Source organism: Psychrobacter sp. G, from assembly GCF_000418305.1.
Lineage (GTDB): Bacteria > Pseudomonadota > Gammaproteobacteria > Pseudomonadales > Moraxellaceae > Psychrobacter > Psychrobacter cryohalolentis.
In genome coordinates this window covers 1598692-1614452 of record NC_021661.1, presented here as the reverse complement: position 1 = coordinate 1614452, position 15761 = coordinate 1598692, and the positions used below count along the sequence as shown (strand labels likewise).

Here is a 15761-nt window from a genome sequence, read left to right as displayed (position 1 = left end):
CATCTTAATATATGGCCCGTATCCTCTTTTTTCTCATTACATTAAATGCCAGATACCTTTGCCATAATCTTAACCAAACGTTGAAATCAACACCTGATAAATCAATGATTTGAATGGGTCCATTATTTTCCATATTTACCTCAATTTGGAAATTTTAGACATTGGATAGAGTATCCAGTATTGTTGCTAACCATGCGTTGTTATCTTCGATATATTTATTACCATATTCTATTATCTCAGCAGGTGATTGGACAGATTTAGGATAATTATTAAGTTCGTTTTGGATTTCATCACGCCCATGCTCTACCATTTTGACCCTACTCTCTTGGCTCACTTCAAAGTGACACTGCCAGCCGATAACAAAAGATCCAAGTTCTTTATGCAGCGGTGTTTGTTAGCCAAATTTATTAACGCTTTTAACCTATATCAAACTCCATACGTCTTGCAGTTGTTTGCATAGTTTGACTATCTAGTAACTTCTTCACACAGTACAGGCTAGCATGAATACCGGCACTTATTCCTGCTGATGTTACCAACTGAGTAGTCTCGTCACTGGCATCGACAAAACGGGTATTAGCGATAACTTCAATATTAGGATAGGATGCTAAATTGTCCAAATCCATCCAATGAGTGGTTGCAGACTTGCCAGCCAGCAATCCAGCTTTTGCTAATAGCAAGGCACCAGTGCAGACTGATAGCGTTAACTCGGTAATCTTTGCTTGAGAGATAATCCAATCAATAACCACTGGATTATTTATTTCAATCTTTTCAGCACCATAACCGCCTGGAATAACCAAAACATCGATAATGGGATGATTGTCGAAGCTATAATCCGGTATAACAGTTAAACCATTTCTAGCAGATATTGGCGCTTGCTGCTCGGCAACGGTAATGACATCAAAATGCTTATCACTGCTATCGTTTTCAGCCAATGAAAACACCTCGAAAGGTCCTGCGAAATCTAATACTTCGACTTCGTTAAAAAGTAATATGCCAACGGTTCGTATCGATGTCATGGTGTGTCCTTGAGTTAATATTATTAAATTAAATATCGCTCATTCATACCCTTATAATCAAGCTTAATCTTCATTTACCTCTTCAACCAACGTCGCCATTTCATTTTATTTTGACGTTCCTAGCTGTTTCAGTCCTGCGACAACCCCTACTCTATTTTCAGCAGATTTGTTTTAGCTCAACTTAAACTGTGCTTAAATATTTAAGCAAACATAAATGATTGAATACTTATCTACTCTGATGCACACGTTTGATAATAAAAAATTGGTACTTGATAGACAGAAGTCCGCAGCATTGAATAAATTAGCCATTACCTGCCAGCAAAACCACTAAAGCAAAGGCAGATATTGGTAAGATTAAGGATAGGCTCATAGCAATTACTCAGTCAAAAAATCGAGTTTGCTTGAGAACTATTATGAAATATTGAAGAAAATTACTTAAGAAATCCCTATCAGTAAATGGCGCACTAGTTGACATTCATATCTATTTTATCAAAGTGGAGACAGCTTAGAGGTGTCCATAGTAAAATAACAAGGCAGACTCAGTCTATTACAATAAAGGTTAATGTTATGACTCCTGAATTTTGGAAAAATGCATGGCAAAAGAGCCAAACTAATTTTACTCAGAAAAAACCAAATCCTATGCTAATACATCATTTCAAAGCACTCAACACCCCTAAAAATGGTCGCGTTTTTGTGCCTTTATGCGGTAAGAGCGTAGATATGCTATGGTTTATCAGTCAGGGTTTTGACGTTATTGGTGTTGAGCTGTCAGAAATAGCAGTCATACAGTTTTTTGCCGAAACTGATTTGCAAGCGACAGTATCACCACATTCAACTATTCCTAATCTTACTTGTTATCAAGCTGAACACGAAGGACAAATTCTCAAAATTTGGGTGGGTGATATTTTTGATTTAAGTCCTATTGATATTGGAATAATAGATGCTATCTATGATCGTGGTGCATTAGTAGCGCTTCCAGATACGAAGCCTGATAATCTACGTACACGCTATACACAGAAACTGATGGCGCTTAGTAATAAAGCAAGCCAACTTCTCTTATCTTTTGCTTATGACGGCGAAAAGCAGCGCAGCGATAATCATAAAAACTTACCTCCTTTCTTAGTGACACGATCTCAACTTGAACAATATTATGCTGAGTACTATGAGATAAACTTGATCGCACAAGAGAAAGTAGACTATGTTTCTACCGCAGGTGATTCAGGATATCGTCTTGTCTATACATTAGTATCTAAAAAATAATATTCTACAAATCAATGTCTAACATCCACTACAAGCCTTGTTTGGGCAAGCTCATCAAGATACTGATCTATGATTTGAGTATTTTCTTTATCCAAATGTGCATCCCATTCATCAAGCATGACAATTGTACTTTGGTCGTCCTCTCTAATTTCTTGAATTTGTTTGATGAGTTGTTGTCCTGTTGAACCCTTATGGGCTTTATCTGATTTGTAATTGAAATACAAATTGTGCTTGGCAGGTAAATAGTAAGCCTGCTCTTGGTAGTCCTCTTTGAGCTTGAGCAACATACAAGATTTGCCAACGCCATTATTACCAACCAACGTTACTCTACCTTGCTTGGGCAGTTGTGTTGAATCAAAAATATCCCCTGTTTGCTGCACACGTATTTGGTCTGCTTGAATATAGTGATCTAAATTGACAGCGGTAGGTTGTAAGACCTCTAAAATACCATCTAGCATCGTTTTAATAACGCCAATACTGGTATGGTAGCCAATCAAGGCATAGCACATTTGCAATAGCTGAATTTGTCTTGGCAGCGTGGCAATGAGTACCGCCATCGTCGCAGCATCTTGCCAATTTTTATTAAAAATAAAAGCAGTAACCACAAAGACAGGCAGCATCAATATGATCATGCCTAAGCTTGAATTGATATGCTGTATCGAAGTAGATTTAACGCTATTATTCTTGGCTGTCGCAAAGCTTTTTTGAACAATATGATGATAGAGCGTGTAATTATGCTTATTAAAAATAACGACGTTATCCCAACTGTCAAAAAGTTTAGCGGTTAAATTCAGCCGTGATTGCTGATCTGTTTTGGCAGCCGTTTTTAAAGCATGTCGTCTGAAATGCACAAACGTAGAAGCAAAAATAATACCTACTGCATAACCAAGCAGTAATGTGCCATCTAAAAACCAAGCAATGACCAACACATTGAATAAGACATTGAGTACCAACGCTGAAATGTCAAAAATACTATCAATCACTTTCTCAAGGGTGTAGTTGCTTTCTTGAGCGAGCGTTGTCGTTGCCGTACTCTGTAACTCGTCGCTAGATAACAAATAAGTCTTACCTAAAAAGACAGTATGAAAATTATCATTGTACAGCTTATGAGCGTCGTACTTGGCGCGTTCAGTATTGGTAACACAAAAATATGCAGGCACATAAACCGCTACTAAAGAGACGGCAAATAGCACCATGTACAAAATTGAAATACTCTCCTCGGTCAAACTTTGTGCAAGGCGAGCAATAAAGTACGTTGATGAAGCAACAATAATTTGCTGAATCAGCAAAAATAGCAAGGCAACCTGCAAATGCTTATTTAGTATGAGCTTATAAATCAAATTTATTCACATCCTTTCAGATCAAAACACAGTAATTGAGCAAGTAACGACTTCTTACTGGTGTCAACTCTACTGACATATAATATTCTTACTATTTTTTAGAGCTTTTTTGGGTGTAAGTCATAGCTATAGTACTATCTATGCAGAACCTACGATAGGATTGATAAATTTGACTAAATTAAAAATCCCTAAGTTTATATCTATGAGATTGGCGAAATATATCAACTGTATCGATAGAGTTAATAACCTCTTGGTAATTATTTACTACATTAAATGTAGACATGGATTTATCTAGTACCTCTTTGGAGGGTGAAAATAAGTATCCCTGAACTGATAATACGGAGCAACCCCACTCATTATTTATGCAAAAAAAACTGAAATGACTGTGAGATTATGCTCACGGTCACAATAATCTCCGAGAATCTGAGTGCAATTCACTTCAATAGACCTGAATTAAAATATAATATTTACATCCTTATCACCTTTTATTCAGTTAAAATCACTATTATTCAACAACGCAGTAGAAATACGGTTACCCAACTCATATGCAACAGATTCTTAATGATATTGCCGCAGAGATGGCCCTTGAAACCGATCGTGGAAAAGTGGCAGATTATATCCCGCAACTGGCGCATGTCGATCCGAACCAGTTTGGTATTGCCGTAGCGACATCTGATGGGCAGGTATATGTAGCAGGGGATGCGAGCACCCTATTCTCGATCCAAAGTATCTCCAAAGTATTTACCTTAACCATCGGTCTTGGCAAGTTAGGTGATGCAATTTGGACCCATGTTGGTCGTGAGCCATCTGGCGATCCCTTAACGCTTTTTTAATTGATTATCAATCCAGCGAATAATGTCGCTTTTTCGGATGGTATTACATCCTGATTGTAGCGATTCCATTTTAAGGATCGGAAAACGGATACTCTGATCCACATTTGCGTCCATTGATACCCCCTTAGGATATATTGATATCGTCTTTTGTGTCTTCCAAACGTGTATAGAAAATCCTTTTTCCTATACATTCTGACTTGGTATTTATAAATTTTCTATTTTTCTAGACTTAATTGAGCCGTATCTAAAAGAGAGGCTCAGAAATATTTAAGATAGGTTGCCTAGGGAGCGTTTGAATCCATGAACCAGTGCCTTAAGGCTTGGATTTTTTACCAGTATTTTTAGCTAAATGTAAGCACTAGCATTAACAAAATCTAATTAATTTGAATACCATAATGATCTGCGATTAGTTCAACGGTACGCTATACAAGCATTGAACTGCTAGTGTTAGATATGAACTTAATGACTATAAAATCAACAGCATGTGTCATTATGATTGAGCTGTCTGATTAAAATCTCCCATATTAGTTTCTACAATTTCTTCAACATAGCTCACTACTGAGCCTATTTAGGCTCAGACTTGCTGCTAGCATAAATAAAATAAAGCGCAATTGCCAAACAAACCAAAGCACCTATTCGACTGCCTGAAAGGCTAATCGCCTCATTACCTAACCAACCAAAATTATCAATTAATACACTCATACTCAGCTGACCAAAAATAACCGCCACCGTTGCTACAGCAGTCCCAATACGCTGGACCGCAACCACCATAATGACAATGTAAGGCACACCGCATAAGGCACCAAGCAGTTGCCATTTAGGGACATCCATCAAAGTAATGGTATGATTTGGCTCAAAAAAGAAAATAAGCAAAGCGGTCACAACCGCACCCACAGAAAAGGTTAAAAAGGCACTTTTAAACACCCCAACGTTGCTGCCAAGGCGACCATTTAATGCTGCCTGGATACTTAAAGCCGCACCGCCAATTATTGCTAATAAAATCATTAAAATAAGCATCATTTAGGTTATCCTTTTGCCATAAAAACAAGTGCGGCAATAATGAAAAATAAAGCGATAATTCGTTTGCTGTCTATTTTTCGTTCCATGGTTTCGAATAAACCATAATGATCTATGATTAAACTCTGAAATACTTGCCCAGCCAATATCCCAATCATCGTCAGCGCAATGCCAATAACAGGCGTCACCACGGTTAATACCACAACATAAACAGGCCCTAAAACACCACCAACCAGTAGTAAAGGGGGTTGTGAGAAAAAGGAAGGACTATCCCGCGGACTAAAAAACAGCATCAAAAAGAATGTTAAAGCAGCGCCAACACCAAAAATGCTCAATGTTGCCCACAGCTCGCCTACTTGACTCCCTAAAGGCCCCAGTAGTCCTGCCTCAACGGACAACCCCATGCCGCCTAACACAACAATGAGTATCAATAAAATTTGCATGAAAAATTCCTTAATGAGCAATACGCTGCAGCTTACAGCAATGTATACCCATTAAAAAACGCTATAATACGAAAATGACCTTTGCATAAGTTGCACAAATGAATACGGTAGATACCATCAACATACAAACACTATTATTTTTTATAGAGGTTTTTGACGCTCAGAGTTTTTCTGTAGTGGCTCGAAAAGAAGGCGTCTCGGCTTCTAAAGTGTCACGTATTATCAAACAGTTAGAGGACTCACTGGGACAGCAGCTTTTTTACCGTAATACACGCGCTGTTACTCCTACTGAGGCAGGTCGCGTATTTATGCGCTATGCAAAATCCATGACCGAGAGCATGAGTGCAGCACAGCAGGAGCTTCAAGACAGGACATTGGAACCGGGTGGTTTAATTAGAATCAACGCTCCCGTATTTTTTGGACAACGACATATCGCACCTTGGCTGCCACAGCTTAGTGCTCAGTATCCTAAATTACAGATAGATTTGAGTTTAACGGATGACTTTATTGATCCGCATCACTATGCAACAGACGTTATTTTTAGAATTGGCACGTTACATGACTCCGCCTTTCATGCGCGTATTTTTGGCGAGCAAACCTATCATCTTGCCGCCTCTCCATCGTACATAAGCACGCATGGTAAATTGCAAGTACCAGCAGATCTGACACATCATAAATGTCTACTGTATAAAGGCTCAACAGGACCCAATCGTTGGCTTTTTAAAACAGAAAGTGAAGATTGGACGCCATTCTTAGCACCCGCTTTATTGATGTCCAATAATGCAGAATCTTTATTGGTATCTGCACTCAAAGGTATGGGAATTGTGCTTTTTCCAGATTGGCTCATCGGTGAGTATTTAAAGAGCGGTGAGCTTATCAAGCTACTACCTGATTATGATGCAGCCGTGAAAACCACACCTCAACATGTCGCAGCTATTTACCCTCATACTCGTCATGTCTCTCTAAATGTTAGAACATTAATTGATTATTTTGCTAAGGTTTATGGTCGCCCTCTTTATTGGCAACTCAATTAAAAAACAAGAATTTAAAGCAATAAGTATCCATGCACCTTATGAGCAAAAGGTGCAATAGGAATATGTAATTTTACCCATTCAGGAGCGTTCCTAACTCAGGTTATTCATTTCTGCTCTCATGCACACTCTATAATAAATGAGAATGGTTGTACTCAGTCTAAGTCAGACATTAAGGTTTATGAACCATTTATTTTCCTTCTTATTATAGAGTGCTGTTTTTAATATCCGGCTGAAATCCAACCAACTCAATTATCTGGTTTATAAACTTACCCGTGCCATCAATCATTTATCATCTCAATCAATACTCTTAAAAACCCATATCCAAACTAGGCAAAGAGCAACGCTTGTTATCTTCTTAAACGCTCAATGAGCCAGCCTGCTAGTGGAAATGACACCATCTGCGTCAACGGTACAAGTATTATGGTTTCAATCAATACCACCACTGGCAGACTTAAACCATGAAGTAGCAGGCTTCAGTAACGTTAATACAATTAGGAGTGTTGGATAGAGTCCGACATATCCTACTAATATACGTATCAGTCTGTCTTTAGTATTCTGGTTCATTGTCTGCTACCTATTGATAAAATGATAAAAGAAAAATATTTAAGCGACAAAAACAATAATTGTCGCTTGATGATTGACTGTTTGTGAATATCCAACAAGTCTCAAATTTATAAATAAAAATAAGGCCATTAGTATTAATGGCCTTATCTCATTCACTGCTCAGCTGCTTTGCTATTCCTGATAGCGAGGATAATCACTGTAGCCAATGGCAGTGCCACCATACATCGTAACAGGATCTGCCTCATTGAGTGGCCAATCATTGGCTATGCGTTCAGGTAAATCGGGATTAGCAATAAAAGGACGACCAAAAGCAAATAAATCCCCATAACCTTTAGATAATATATCGACCGACTTCTGCACAGTATACTTACCCGCATAAATAATACGTCCTGAAAACTCAGCTCTGACGGCTTGGTAAAAAGGCTCTGGCAAATCAGGCGCATTATCCCAATCAGCCTCTGCAATGGATAAGTAAGCAATACCTGCCTGCTCAAGCACCTTAATCGCTTCAATATAGGTATGATGTGGGTCCGCTTCTACTAGCCCTAGATACACACGAGTCTCATCCGTGCTGGCAAATAAAGGCGCAAAACGTACGCCTAAACGATCAGCGCCAACCACCTCACTGACGGCAGCGACTACTTCTTTTAAAAAACGCAGACGATTGGTCAACGAACCACCATATTGATCATCACGTGTATTGCTATGCTCAGATATGAACTGGTTCACCAAATAGCCATTGGCACAGTGTAGCTCTACCCCATCAAAACCTGCTTCTAATGCGTTGCTTGCGGCTGCCGCATACATAGCGACCAGTTCACCCACTTCTTCTGTGCTCAGTGCGCGTGGCTCACTTGGATCGGCCAATGCGCCTGTACCTGGGCCTGTTTCAATAAATACTTTTACATTGTCAGCAGCAATCGCTGATGGGCCTACAGGCTGAGCACCTTGCGGCTGTAAGCTGGTATGAGACACGCGGCCAACGTGCCACAGCTGCGCAAAAATAATACTGCCTTTAGCGTGTACTGCCTGCGTGACTTTTTTCCAGCCTTCAACTTGGGCTGATGAATGGATACCAGGTGTCCAAGCGTAACCTTGGCCTCTTGGCTCAATCTGCGTACCTTCAGTCACCATAAAGCCTGCTGTCGCACGCTGTGCATAATAGTTTGCCATTAAGTCATTAGGAATATTGTCAGGCTGCGTGCTACGAGAGCGTGTCAAAGGCGGCATCACGATACGGTTTTTAAGGGTATAAGGTCCAAGTTGTACAGAGGAAAGTAGTGTACTGGTATTTAGAATGGTTTGTGTCATAAATGTCTCTTTTAAAGCAGCTGTTGGCTTATTATTGAATGTATTTGGTCTGTTTTGATGCTTAATAACCAATCTAATGATTACTTAAGCAATGTTGGTCAGCATAGAGTTTTATAGGTACAATTAGAAACAAGCCTTTCTTGTTTAGGGTACAATTATTAATGGTGTGCGTTATGAATGGTATGAACCGGCTAGATATCAAGCAGCTTAGGGTATTGCAGGCGCTGCTTGATCTACAAAACCTCTCGCAAGTTGCGCGCAAAATGGGACTGACACAACAAGCGATTAGCGAGCAGTTGCGTAAGCTACGGGATTTGTTTGATGATCGTTTGTTTATTCGTCAAGGCAATAGCATGGTGGCAACACCAAAAGCACTAGCAATGCGGCAACAGATTGACGAGATATTAAAGCAGTTGGAAGTATTGTTAGAGCCAGAAGTGTTTACGCCGCAAACCTACAAAGGCGTCTTTACGATTAGTGCAACCGACTATGCGACGCAGGCATTATTGCCGCAGTTGTTTAGTATCACACGCCGTGAAGCGCCTCATTTAAAGCTGATAGTGAGAGATTTTGCCTCAGACAATATCAATCAGCTTATTGCGGCGGGCGAACTTGATTTACTGATTACTTTTCCAGAGTTTATCCCTGATAATTTATCGTATGTGACGCTATTTGAAGAACAGCATTTATGTGTGACGGGTTACAAAAACACCTTTGCAACAGAGATATTCACACTGGCGCAAGTTGCCGCACACCCGCAGTTGGTGGTATCGCCTTCGCGTGCCAATTTGCGCGGATCGCATGATCACTGGTTTGCAGAAAAAGGGCTTAAACGCCATATTGTGATGTCAGTTCCTAGCTTTTCAGCCGTGCCAGATATCCTACACACCACCGACATGATTGCCTTTTATCCTGCGCGACTATTACCAAATAGTAAAGTTAAAGAGATTAAAATCGAAGCATTACCGCCTACCTTTAAGGTAATCGCAGCATGGCACCCACGTACCAGTGACAGTGGTATACATCGCTGGTTAATTGAGCAATTACGAAATTTATAGTTAAAAGATTAGCCTGTCTTAAAGTCATCTTATTGAGCATTTAGGCTAACCCTATATTTTATGCAACACTCTCAAAAGTAGGTATAAGATGTTTATCGGTGATGGATTGCTTAATATTGCAGACTGCACGCTTACCAAATGCACCAAGGTTGTAGTCTGCAAATTCATGATATAGCGTCACCACATCGCCCATAATCAGTAATGCTGGGCTTGGCAATTTCGCTTCAGCTTGCTGCTTAGCAATACTGCCAAGCGTACCGATGAGCAGTTGCTGCGTGGGCAAGCTGGCATGGCTAATCACTGCAAAAGGCGTCGCGCTATCTCGTCCTGCTGCTATCAACCCTTCGGTCAATTCATCTAGCTGATGCAATCCCATATAAAAAACGACGGTTTGGGTGCTATCTAAATGCTCGTCATAGTTATTATTTGGCGCTCCTGATTTCTTATATGCCGTTACAAACTTCACTGCCTGCGCATGGTCGCGATGCGTCAATGGAATACCTGCACTACTAGCAGCGGCACTGGCGGCAGTAATACCAGGGATAGATTCAAAAAAGATACCATGGCGCACCACTTCTTGAAGCTCCTCGCCGCCGCGCCCAAAGATAAAAGGGTCGCCGCCTTTGAGTCTTACAACTGTTTTACCTGCCATCGCGTGCTTGACCAACAGCTCATTGATGCCTTCTTGCGGCAGCGCATGATTGGCTCGGCGTTTACCGACGAATATCTTCTCTGCTGTCGGCTCGCACATATCCAAGATATCCTCTGAGACTAGGCTATCGTAAAGCACCACATCAGCGCGCTGCATGATTCGCAAAGCTTTTAATGTGAGCAGTTCAGGATCACCAGAGCCTGCACCGACTAAATGCACAGTGCCTACTTTTGCAGCTGCTATGCTTAATGGCGTGTTTAGCGCATTGACGACACACTTTTTATTAGATAAATCGTTTGGAGGTAGTGTTGCGATAAAGGCAGATGAATCCGTCATGACGGTGACTCCTAATGATGCTGTTAGTGCAATATACGGTGCAAGCCCTATGCCATATTGATCAATTGGTTGTATTTCATAAGGCGGTTATAAGGAAGTTATAAGACAACTATGACGCATGCTCCTCAATAAGTGCATTGATTTGACCCACACACGAGCCGCAATTGGTACCAGCACGGCACGCTTTGCCCACTGCTTGTGCGCTATGGCACTGCTGCTTGGTGATTGCATTGATAATGATATTTTCTCCGACTGCCATGCAAGAGCACACCAACGGACCTGGATCGATATAGCCGGTAGCTGGACGACCTGCCAGCAGCCATTTATAGCGCTGCTGTACTGGTATGGCATCGGTACTGGCAAAGCAGCTGTCAAGCCAATGTGTACTAGGCAAATACATCACTTTCGGTGCAAAATAAATAGCTAATAGCAGCTGATCACTAGGTACGGCGGAGTCTGAATCACTTGGCAATATATGATTTAATGCTTTGTTCCTCACCTGCGACTGAGTCGAGATAAAGCGTAGTTGTTTCTCTGGTTTACTCAAGGTGAAAGCGCTATTAACCGTCAGAGTATCGTCGGCATTGCCAGTCAACCACTTGTCTGATGCAGACTTTTGATAGTCATCGATAAACTGCTGCCAAAAATCAGGTTCAAGCAACTGCCTAGCTGTGCACTCGGCTGGGCTGGCAAGAGTAATGAGCACACTATTGGCTTGCCTGCTGATACTCCATGTCAGCGCTGGTAGTGAGAGAGACGAACCTGCACCATTTAACTCAAATTTTATAGACGCTGTTTTCGACTCACCCGCTATTGCTTCCTTCTTAAAATGAGCAGTCATCGCACGCAAGTGCACTAATATGGTGTCCTGCAAATCAGGATGCACCATAATCTTGCCAAGTGTCTGCATAGGCACGGCGCTCATGCGAATCGCTGAGTTTTTTAGCTCAGGCTGCCCTGAATATGGATCGACCACAGTCGGGATGAGTGTCCCTACCCGTGCAAAGCTAGCAAAGGCATTACTCCAGTGCATGGGCATAAATGCATCACCAACACGCATACTATCGCTGATGACGATTTGCGCTAAAACCGTTTGCTCTAAATTCTCATTATCTGTGTCTGTATTAAAATTATTAGTATCAATAGTTGTTGCCTCACTATTCGGCAGGATCTGCTCATAGCGAGGATGTAGCTGCACATAGTCGCCCTTTTCAACACCGAGTTGTTTGGCTTCATTGGGATGGATGGTCAGCGTCGGTACAGATTCATGTTGATTGAGCTGTGGCGCCAGTCCTGTGCGTGTCATGGTATGCCACTGATCTCGTAGTCTACCCGTAATCAGGCGTAGATTCACGGTCGATGGGTTGAAGTCAGTGTTATGCCGCTTATCTCTATTCTTAACATCGCTCTTATTCAAGTTCTGCCGACGTTGATATTGATGAAAGTGATGAAAATTAGGCAGGCTAGCACTATCTGAAGGCGTAATAGCAATGAGATTTACTTGAGCGGGTGTAATACGCTCGCCGCTCCACTGAAAGGGGGGCATTACCTCATAGTCAGCGCGACTTAGAACTGGCATTCGTAGGTCTTTAGCCAAATTGAGATAACGCGGTTGATTGTTTTTCGATTCTGATTGATTAGGGTCGTTCTTAAAAGCAGTGAGCGCCACGTGCTCATTAAATATCTCACTAGGATGGTCATAATCAAACCCTGATAGCCCCATACGCCTCGCCACTTGCGAGAGTATCCACCAGTCAGGCTTAGCGAGTCCTAATGCAGGCTTCAACGCCCGTTGTCTTGAGATGCGCCGCTCAGAGTTGGTGACTGTGCCTGACTTTTCACCCCAACCTTGGGCTGGCAATACGATGTCAGCACACTTAACCGTATCGCTATCTACCGAGCAGTCAGAGACTATCACCAAGTCGCAAACTGCTAATGCACGGCGAAATTTATCCGCGTCAGGTAAGCTGACGACCGGATTGGTTGCCATAATCCAAATGGCTTTGATCCGCCCATCTAAAATAGCATCGGCAGCATCACAAGCTTGGATGCCCACCTCTGGCGCAATAGGCTGAGGTACCTGCCAAAAGTCGGCGACCAATTTCCGATGAACGCTATTGTCCAAGTCTAGATGCGCCGCCAATAGATTGGCCAGCGCCCCGACTTCACGGCCACCCATGGCGTTTGGCTGACCAGTGAGTGAAAAAGGACTGGCACCCGGTTTGCCCACTCGTCCCGTAAGCAGATGGGTGTTGATAATGGCATTCACCTTATCAGTGCCACTCTTTGACTGGTTGACGCCCATACTAAACGCAGTCACTGTTTTGTCATTGGCAGCGACTAGCTGATAAAATTCAAGGATACTGTCGATACTGATTTGGCAAGCTTGAGCAACTTTTTCAATGCTCCAGACGTTGGCTGCCGCTAAAGCATCATCAACACCATGACCATGCTCGATATAACCTGTATCAGCGAAGCCGTGCTCGCTAAGATAATGTAATAAACCATTGTATAAATGCGTATCGGTGCCGGCGGCTATTGGTAAGTGCAAATCTGCGAACTCACAGGAATCGGTACGACGTGGGTCAATGACAATCAGTTTTTTATTGGGATTGGCTTTTTTGGCGGCCAAAAAACGTCCAAACAAAATAGGATGACACCATGCCATGTTTGAGCCAACCAGTACCAATAAATCGCAGGCCTCTAAGTCATCATAATTACCGGGAACTAAATCTGCGCCAAAGGCACGTTTGTGTCCTGCTACCGCTGATGACATACACAGTCGTGAGTTGGAGTCGATATTATTATTACCGATAAAGCCTTTGATAAACTTATTGGCGACGTAATAATCCTCAGTGAGCAGCTGCCCTGAGACATAAAACATAATACTGTCGCGACCATGCTTAGCAATAGTGTCGTTTAAACGCGTGGCAATATCATTTAAGACACCATTCCAATCGGTAGGCACGGTAGAGGCTAGGTTGTTCAGTGCTGCGGTAGCGCTATAAGCATGAGAGTCATAAGTTATGGGTTGCTGTTGTGCCATCGATGCCAGTTTATTTTGATAATAAGGCTCAGTTAAGCGTCGTGCACTACCCAATGTTTGTGCCAGCGCACTGCCCTTTGAGCACAATTTACCAAAGTTCGCCGGATGTTCAGGATCTCCTTTTACGCTCACTACCCCTGTCGCATCGACACTGGCTAAGACGCCACACCCTACCCCGCAGTAAGGACAAGTGGTACGTATGGTGGACGTCGTTTCTTCAGTATAAGTGGCAATAAGAGCCGTTTTTGAAGGATTGAATATGTCATCAGATTTGTTATTAGATCGACGTATACCACTTTCTAATTCTTGACTAGCATTCGGTTTATTACTCAAGATCACTTCACTCATGACGCCGCTCCTACTATGTCTGCTGCGCTTAATAAATCCAGATCGCTATCGTTATCCATGTCTCCGTTAGCCTCACTATCTGTCGTTATTTTCTCCAAATCACAGTAAGCCTCACCAAATATTAAATCCGCTTTTATAGGCGCGATATCACTATTGCTGTTGATCAGCTGGCTATAGAAACTGCCCTCATTGACCTCACCGTAGAGTACAGCGCCGATCAGTTTATTGTTTCTAAGATAGAGGCAGTGATAGTGATTTATACTGGTTTGCTGATAGGTGATGGTTTCGATAGCCGCCGGTTCCTCGTCATCAAAGTCGACTTGCCCTGCTGAAAAGGCACTGATGCCAGATACTTTTAGCTTTAAGGACAGCGGTGTACTGCGAAAAGGCTGCCAGTTCTCTTTAGAGCCTAAGCTGTCGCCCGATAGTCGAGTGTCTTTTAGCACAGAGACTAAGGTATCCACTTGCTGATTAACAGGTGCCACCATACCGAATAGCTCACCATCCAACTCTACGCATTCTCCAACTGCGTAGACATGCGGACAACTCGTGTGCATGCAATCATCCACAATGATGCCGCGATTGACCTCAAGACCGCAGTCTATCGCCAGTGCTATATTAGGCATCACCCCGACTGCCATCACAATAAAATCTGCCGGCAAGGTACGCCCATCCTTCAGTGATAAGCCCTTTACCTCATGCTGGTCATTGACCGCAATACAATCAGTAATAGCAGAGACCTCCACACCTACGCCCCGACGAGCCAGCTCAGCTTGCAACAGCTGGGCAGCAGGTAAATCAAGCTGCCTGTTAAGAACATAGCTGTCTACATGAATGACCGTCATATCTGCCCCTTGAGAAGCCAGCGCGCAGGCGGCCTCTAGCCCTAGCACCCCGCCACCAATTACTAGACCTTTTTTCCCTTGGCGCGCGTATTCAATTAAAGCATTTACATCGGCTACCTCTCGGAACACATGCACGCCTGCCGCATCATGATTGGGAAAAGGGATGACTCGAGCGCTCGAACCTGTAGCGATAACCAGCTTGGCATACACCAGCGTCTGTCCATTATCAAGCTTAATAGACTGTTGCTTGGTGTCCACAGCGGTAACTGCAATCCCTGCTAAGACAACAATACCCAACTGTTCATAATCTGATTGCTGGTATAAATAAGTATCATCAAAGGCGCTATCTCCTGCCAGCACTGGTGATAGCATAATGCGGTTGTAGCCGACCTCTGGCTCTTTGCTGATAAGGGTAATCGGTAATGGTCTTTGGTTATTTGGCGACTTACTTTGCTGCTGGGCACGTGCCAGCTCAATGGCAAAACGGCTGCCTGCCATACCAGCACCAATAATGACAATACCCGCATTTGAATGAGCATAAGACATTGTCTGTATTGTTAATTTTGATCTATCTGATGACATGAGCAAAAAATCCCTTAGCCGCAACGCGCAGCATTAATTAAATGGCGTGTCAGAGTGTCTTTTGTGCTTAAAGCCT

General features: G+C 42.5%; 13 protein-coding genes and 1 pseudogene. 4 read left to right on the top strand and 10 right to left on the bottom strand.

The window, feature by feature from the left end; genetic code table 11:
• Positions 1–154: 154 nt before the first annotated feature.
• Both PSYCG_RS13415 and PSYCG_RS06715 read right to left on the bottom strand, forming a co-directional pair.
• The gene (locus PSYCG_RS13415) at positions 155–310 is read right to left on the bottom strand and encodes a hypothetical protein (RefSeq protein WP_020443532.1); all 156 of its coding nucleotides are present in this window, start codon (positions 308–310) and stop codon (positions 155–157) included.
• Between the two features lie 106 nt (positions 311–416).
• Positions 417–1016, bottom strand: a complete 600-nt coding sequence (locus tag PSYCG_RS06715; RefSeq protein ID WP_020443531.1) for a DJ-1/PfpI family protein — start codon at positions 1014–1016, stop codon at positions 417–419.
• Between the two features lie 567 nt (positions 1017–1583).
• Between PSYCG_RS06715 and PSYCG_RS06710 the strand changes: the two genes are divergently transcribed.
• On the top strand, positions 1584–2276 hold the full coding sequence (locus PSYCG_RS06710; RefSeq protein ID WP_020443530.1) for a thiopurine S-methyltransferase: 693 nt from the start codon (positions 1584–1586) through the stop codon (positions 2274–2276).
• A gap of 11 nt (positions 2277–2287) precedes the next feature.
• On the opposite strand, the gene PSYCG_RS06705 is transcribed toward PSYCG_RS06710, so the two are convergent.
• Positions 2288–3616: an ATP-binding protein gene (locus tag PSYCG_RS06705; protein WP_020443529.1), complete on the bottom strand. Its 1329-nt coding sequence runs from the start codon at positions 3614–3616 to the stop codon at positions 2288–2290.
• Between the two features lie 578 nt (positions 3617–4194).
• On the opposite strand from PSYCG_RS06705, the gene PSYCG_RS06700 reads away from it, so the two are divergent.
• Complete coding sequence (locus tag PSYCG_RS06700) at positions 4195–4449, top strand: glutaminase (RefSeq protein WP_264648738.1); 255 nt, start codon at positions 4195–4197, stop codon at positions 4447–4449.
• Between the two features lie 564 nt (positions 4450–5013).
• Here PSYCG_RS06700 and PSYCG_RS06695 read toward each other — a convergent pair.
• Together PSYCG_RS06695 and PSYCG_RS06690 are read right to left on the bottom strand one after the other, a co-directional pair.
• A complete protein-coding gene (locus PSYCG_RS06695; RefSeq protein WP_041772550.1) occupies positions 5014–5466 on the bottom strand; it encodes a DMT family transporter in 453 nt (150 codons plus the stop codon).
• A gap of 8 nt (positions 5467–5474) precedes the next feature.
• Positions 5475–5909: a DMT family transporter gene (locus tag PSYCG_RS06690; RefSeq protein WP_020443526.1), complete on the bottom strand. Its 435-nt coding sequence runs from the start codon at positions 5907–5909 to the stop codon at positions 5475–5477.
• 98 nt (positions 5910–6007) lie between these two features.
• Between PSYCG_RS06690 and PSYCG_RS06685 the strand changes: the two genes are divergently transcribed.
• On the top strand, positions 6008–6943 hold the full coding sequence (locus PSYCG_RS06685; RefSeq protein WP_020443525.1) for a LysR family transcriptional regulator: 936 nt from the start codon (positions 6008–6010) through the stop codon (positions 6941–6943).
• A 347-nt stretch (positions 6944–7290) separates the two neighbouring features.
• Here the strand turns inward: PSYCG_RS06685 and PSYCG_RS13210 are convergent.
• Positions 7291–7507 (bottom strand): annotated as a pseudogene (locus tag PSYCG_RS13210) (hypothetical protein).
• 171 nt (positions 7508–7678) lie between these two features.
• A complete protein-coding gene (locus tag PSYCG_RS06680; protein ID WP_020443524.1) occupies positions 7679–8818 on the bottom strand; it encodes an alkene reductase in 1140 nt (379 codons plus the stop codon).
• Positions 8819–8991: 173 nt separating this feature from the next.
• Here PSYCG_RS06680 and PSYCG_RS06675 point away from each other — a divergent pair, with 173 nt between their 5' ends.
• A complete protein-coding gene (locus PSYCG_RS06675) occupies positions 8992–9876 on the top strand; it encodes a LysR family transcriptional regulator (RefSeq protein WP_020443523.1) in 885 nt (294 codons plus the stop codon).
• 58 nt (positions 9877–9934) lie between these two features.
• Here PSYCG_RS06675 and cobA read toward each other — a convergent pair whose 3' ends face one another.
• The 3 genes from cobA to PSYCG_RS06660 form a co-directional block, all read right to left on the bottom strand.
• Complete coding sequence (gene cobA, locus PSYCG_RS06670) at positions 9935–10864, bottom strand: uroporphyrinogen-III C-methyltransferase (protein ID WP_020443522.1); 930 nt, start codon at positions 10862–10864, stop codon at positions 9935–9937.
• Positions 10865–10973: 109 nt separating this feature from the next.
• Positions 10974–14258 carry a nitrate reductase gene (locus PSYCG_RS06665; RefSeq protein ID WP_020443521.1) on the bottom strand — a complete coding sequence of 1095 codons (3285 nt, stop codon included), beginning with the start codon at positions 14256–14258 and terminating at the stop codon, positions 10974–10976.
• Entirely contained in the window at positions 14255–15685 is a 1431-nt protein-coding gene (locus tag PSYCG_RS06660) for an NAD(P)/FAD-dependent oxidoreductase (protein WP_020443520.1), read from the bottom strand. The genes PSYCG_RS06665 and PSYCG_RS06660 overlap by 4 nt, the downstream gene beginning before the upstream one ends.
• Positions 15686–15761: the final 76 nt, after the last annotated feature.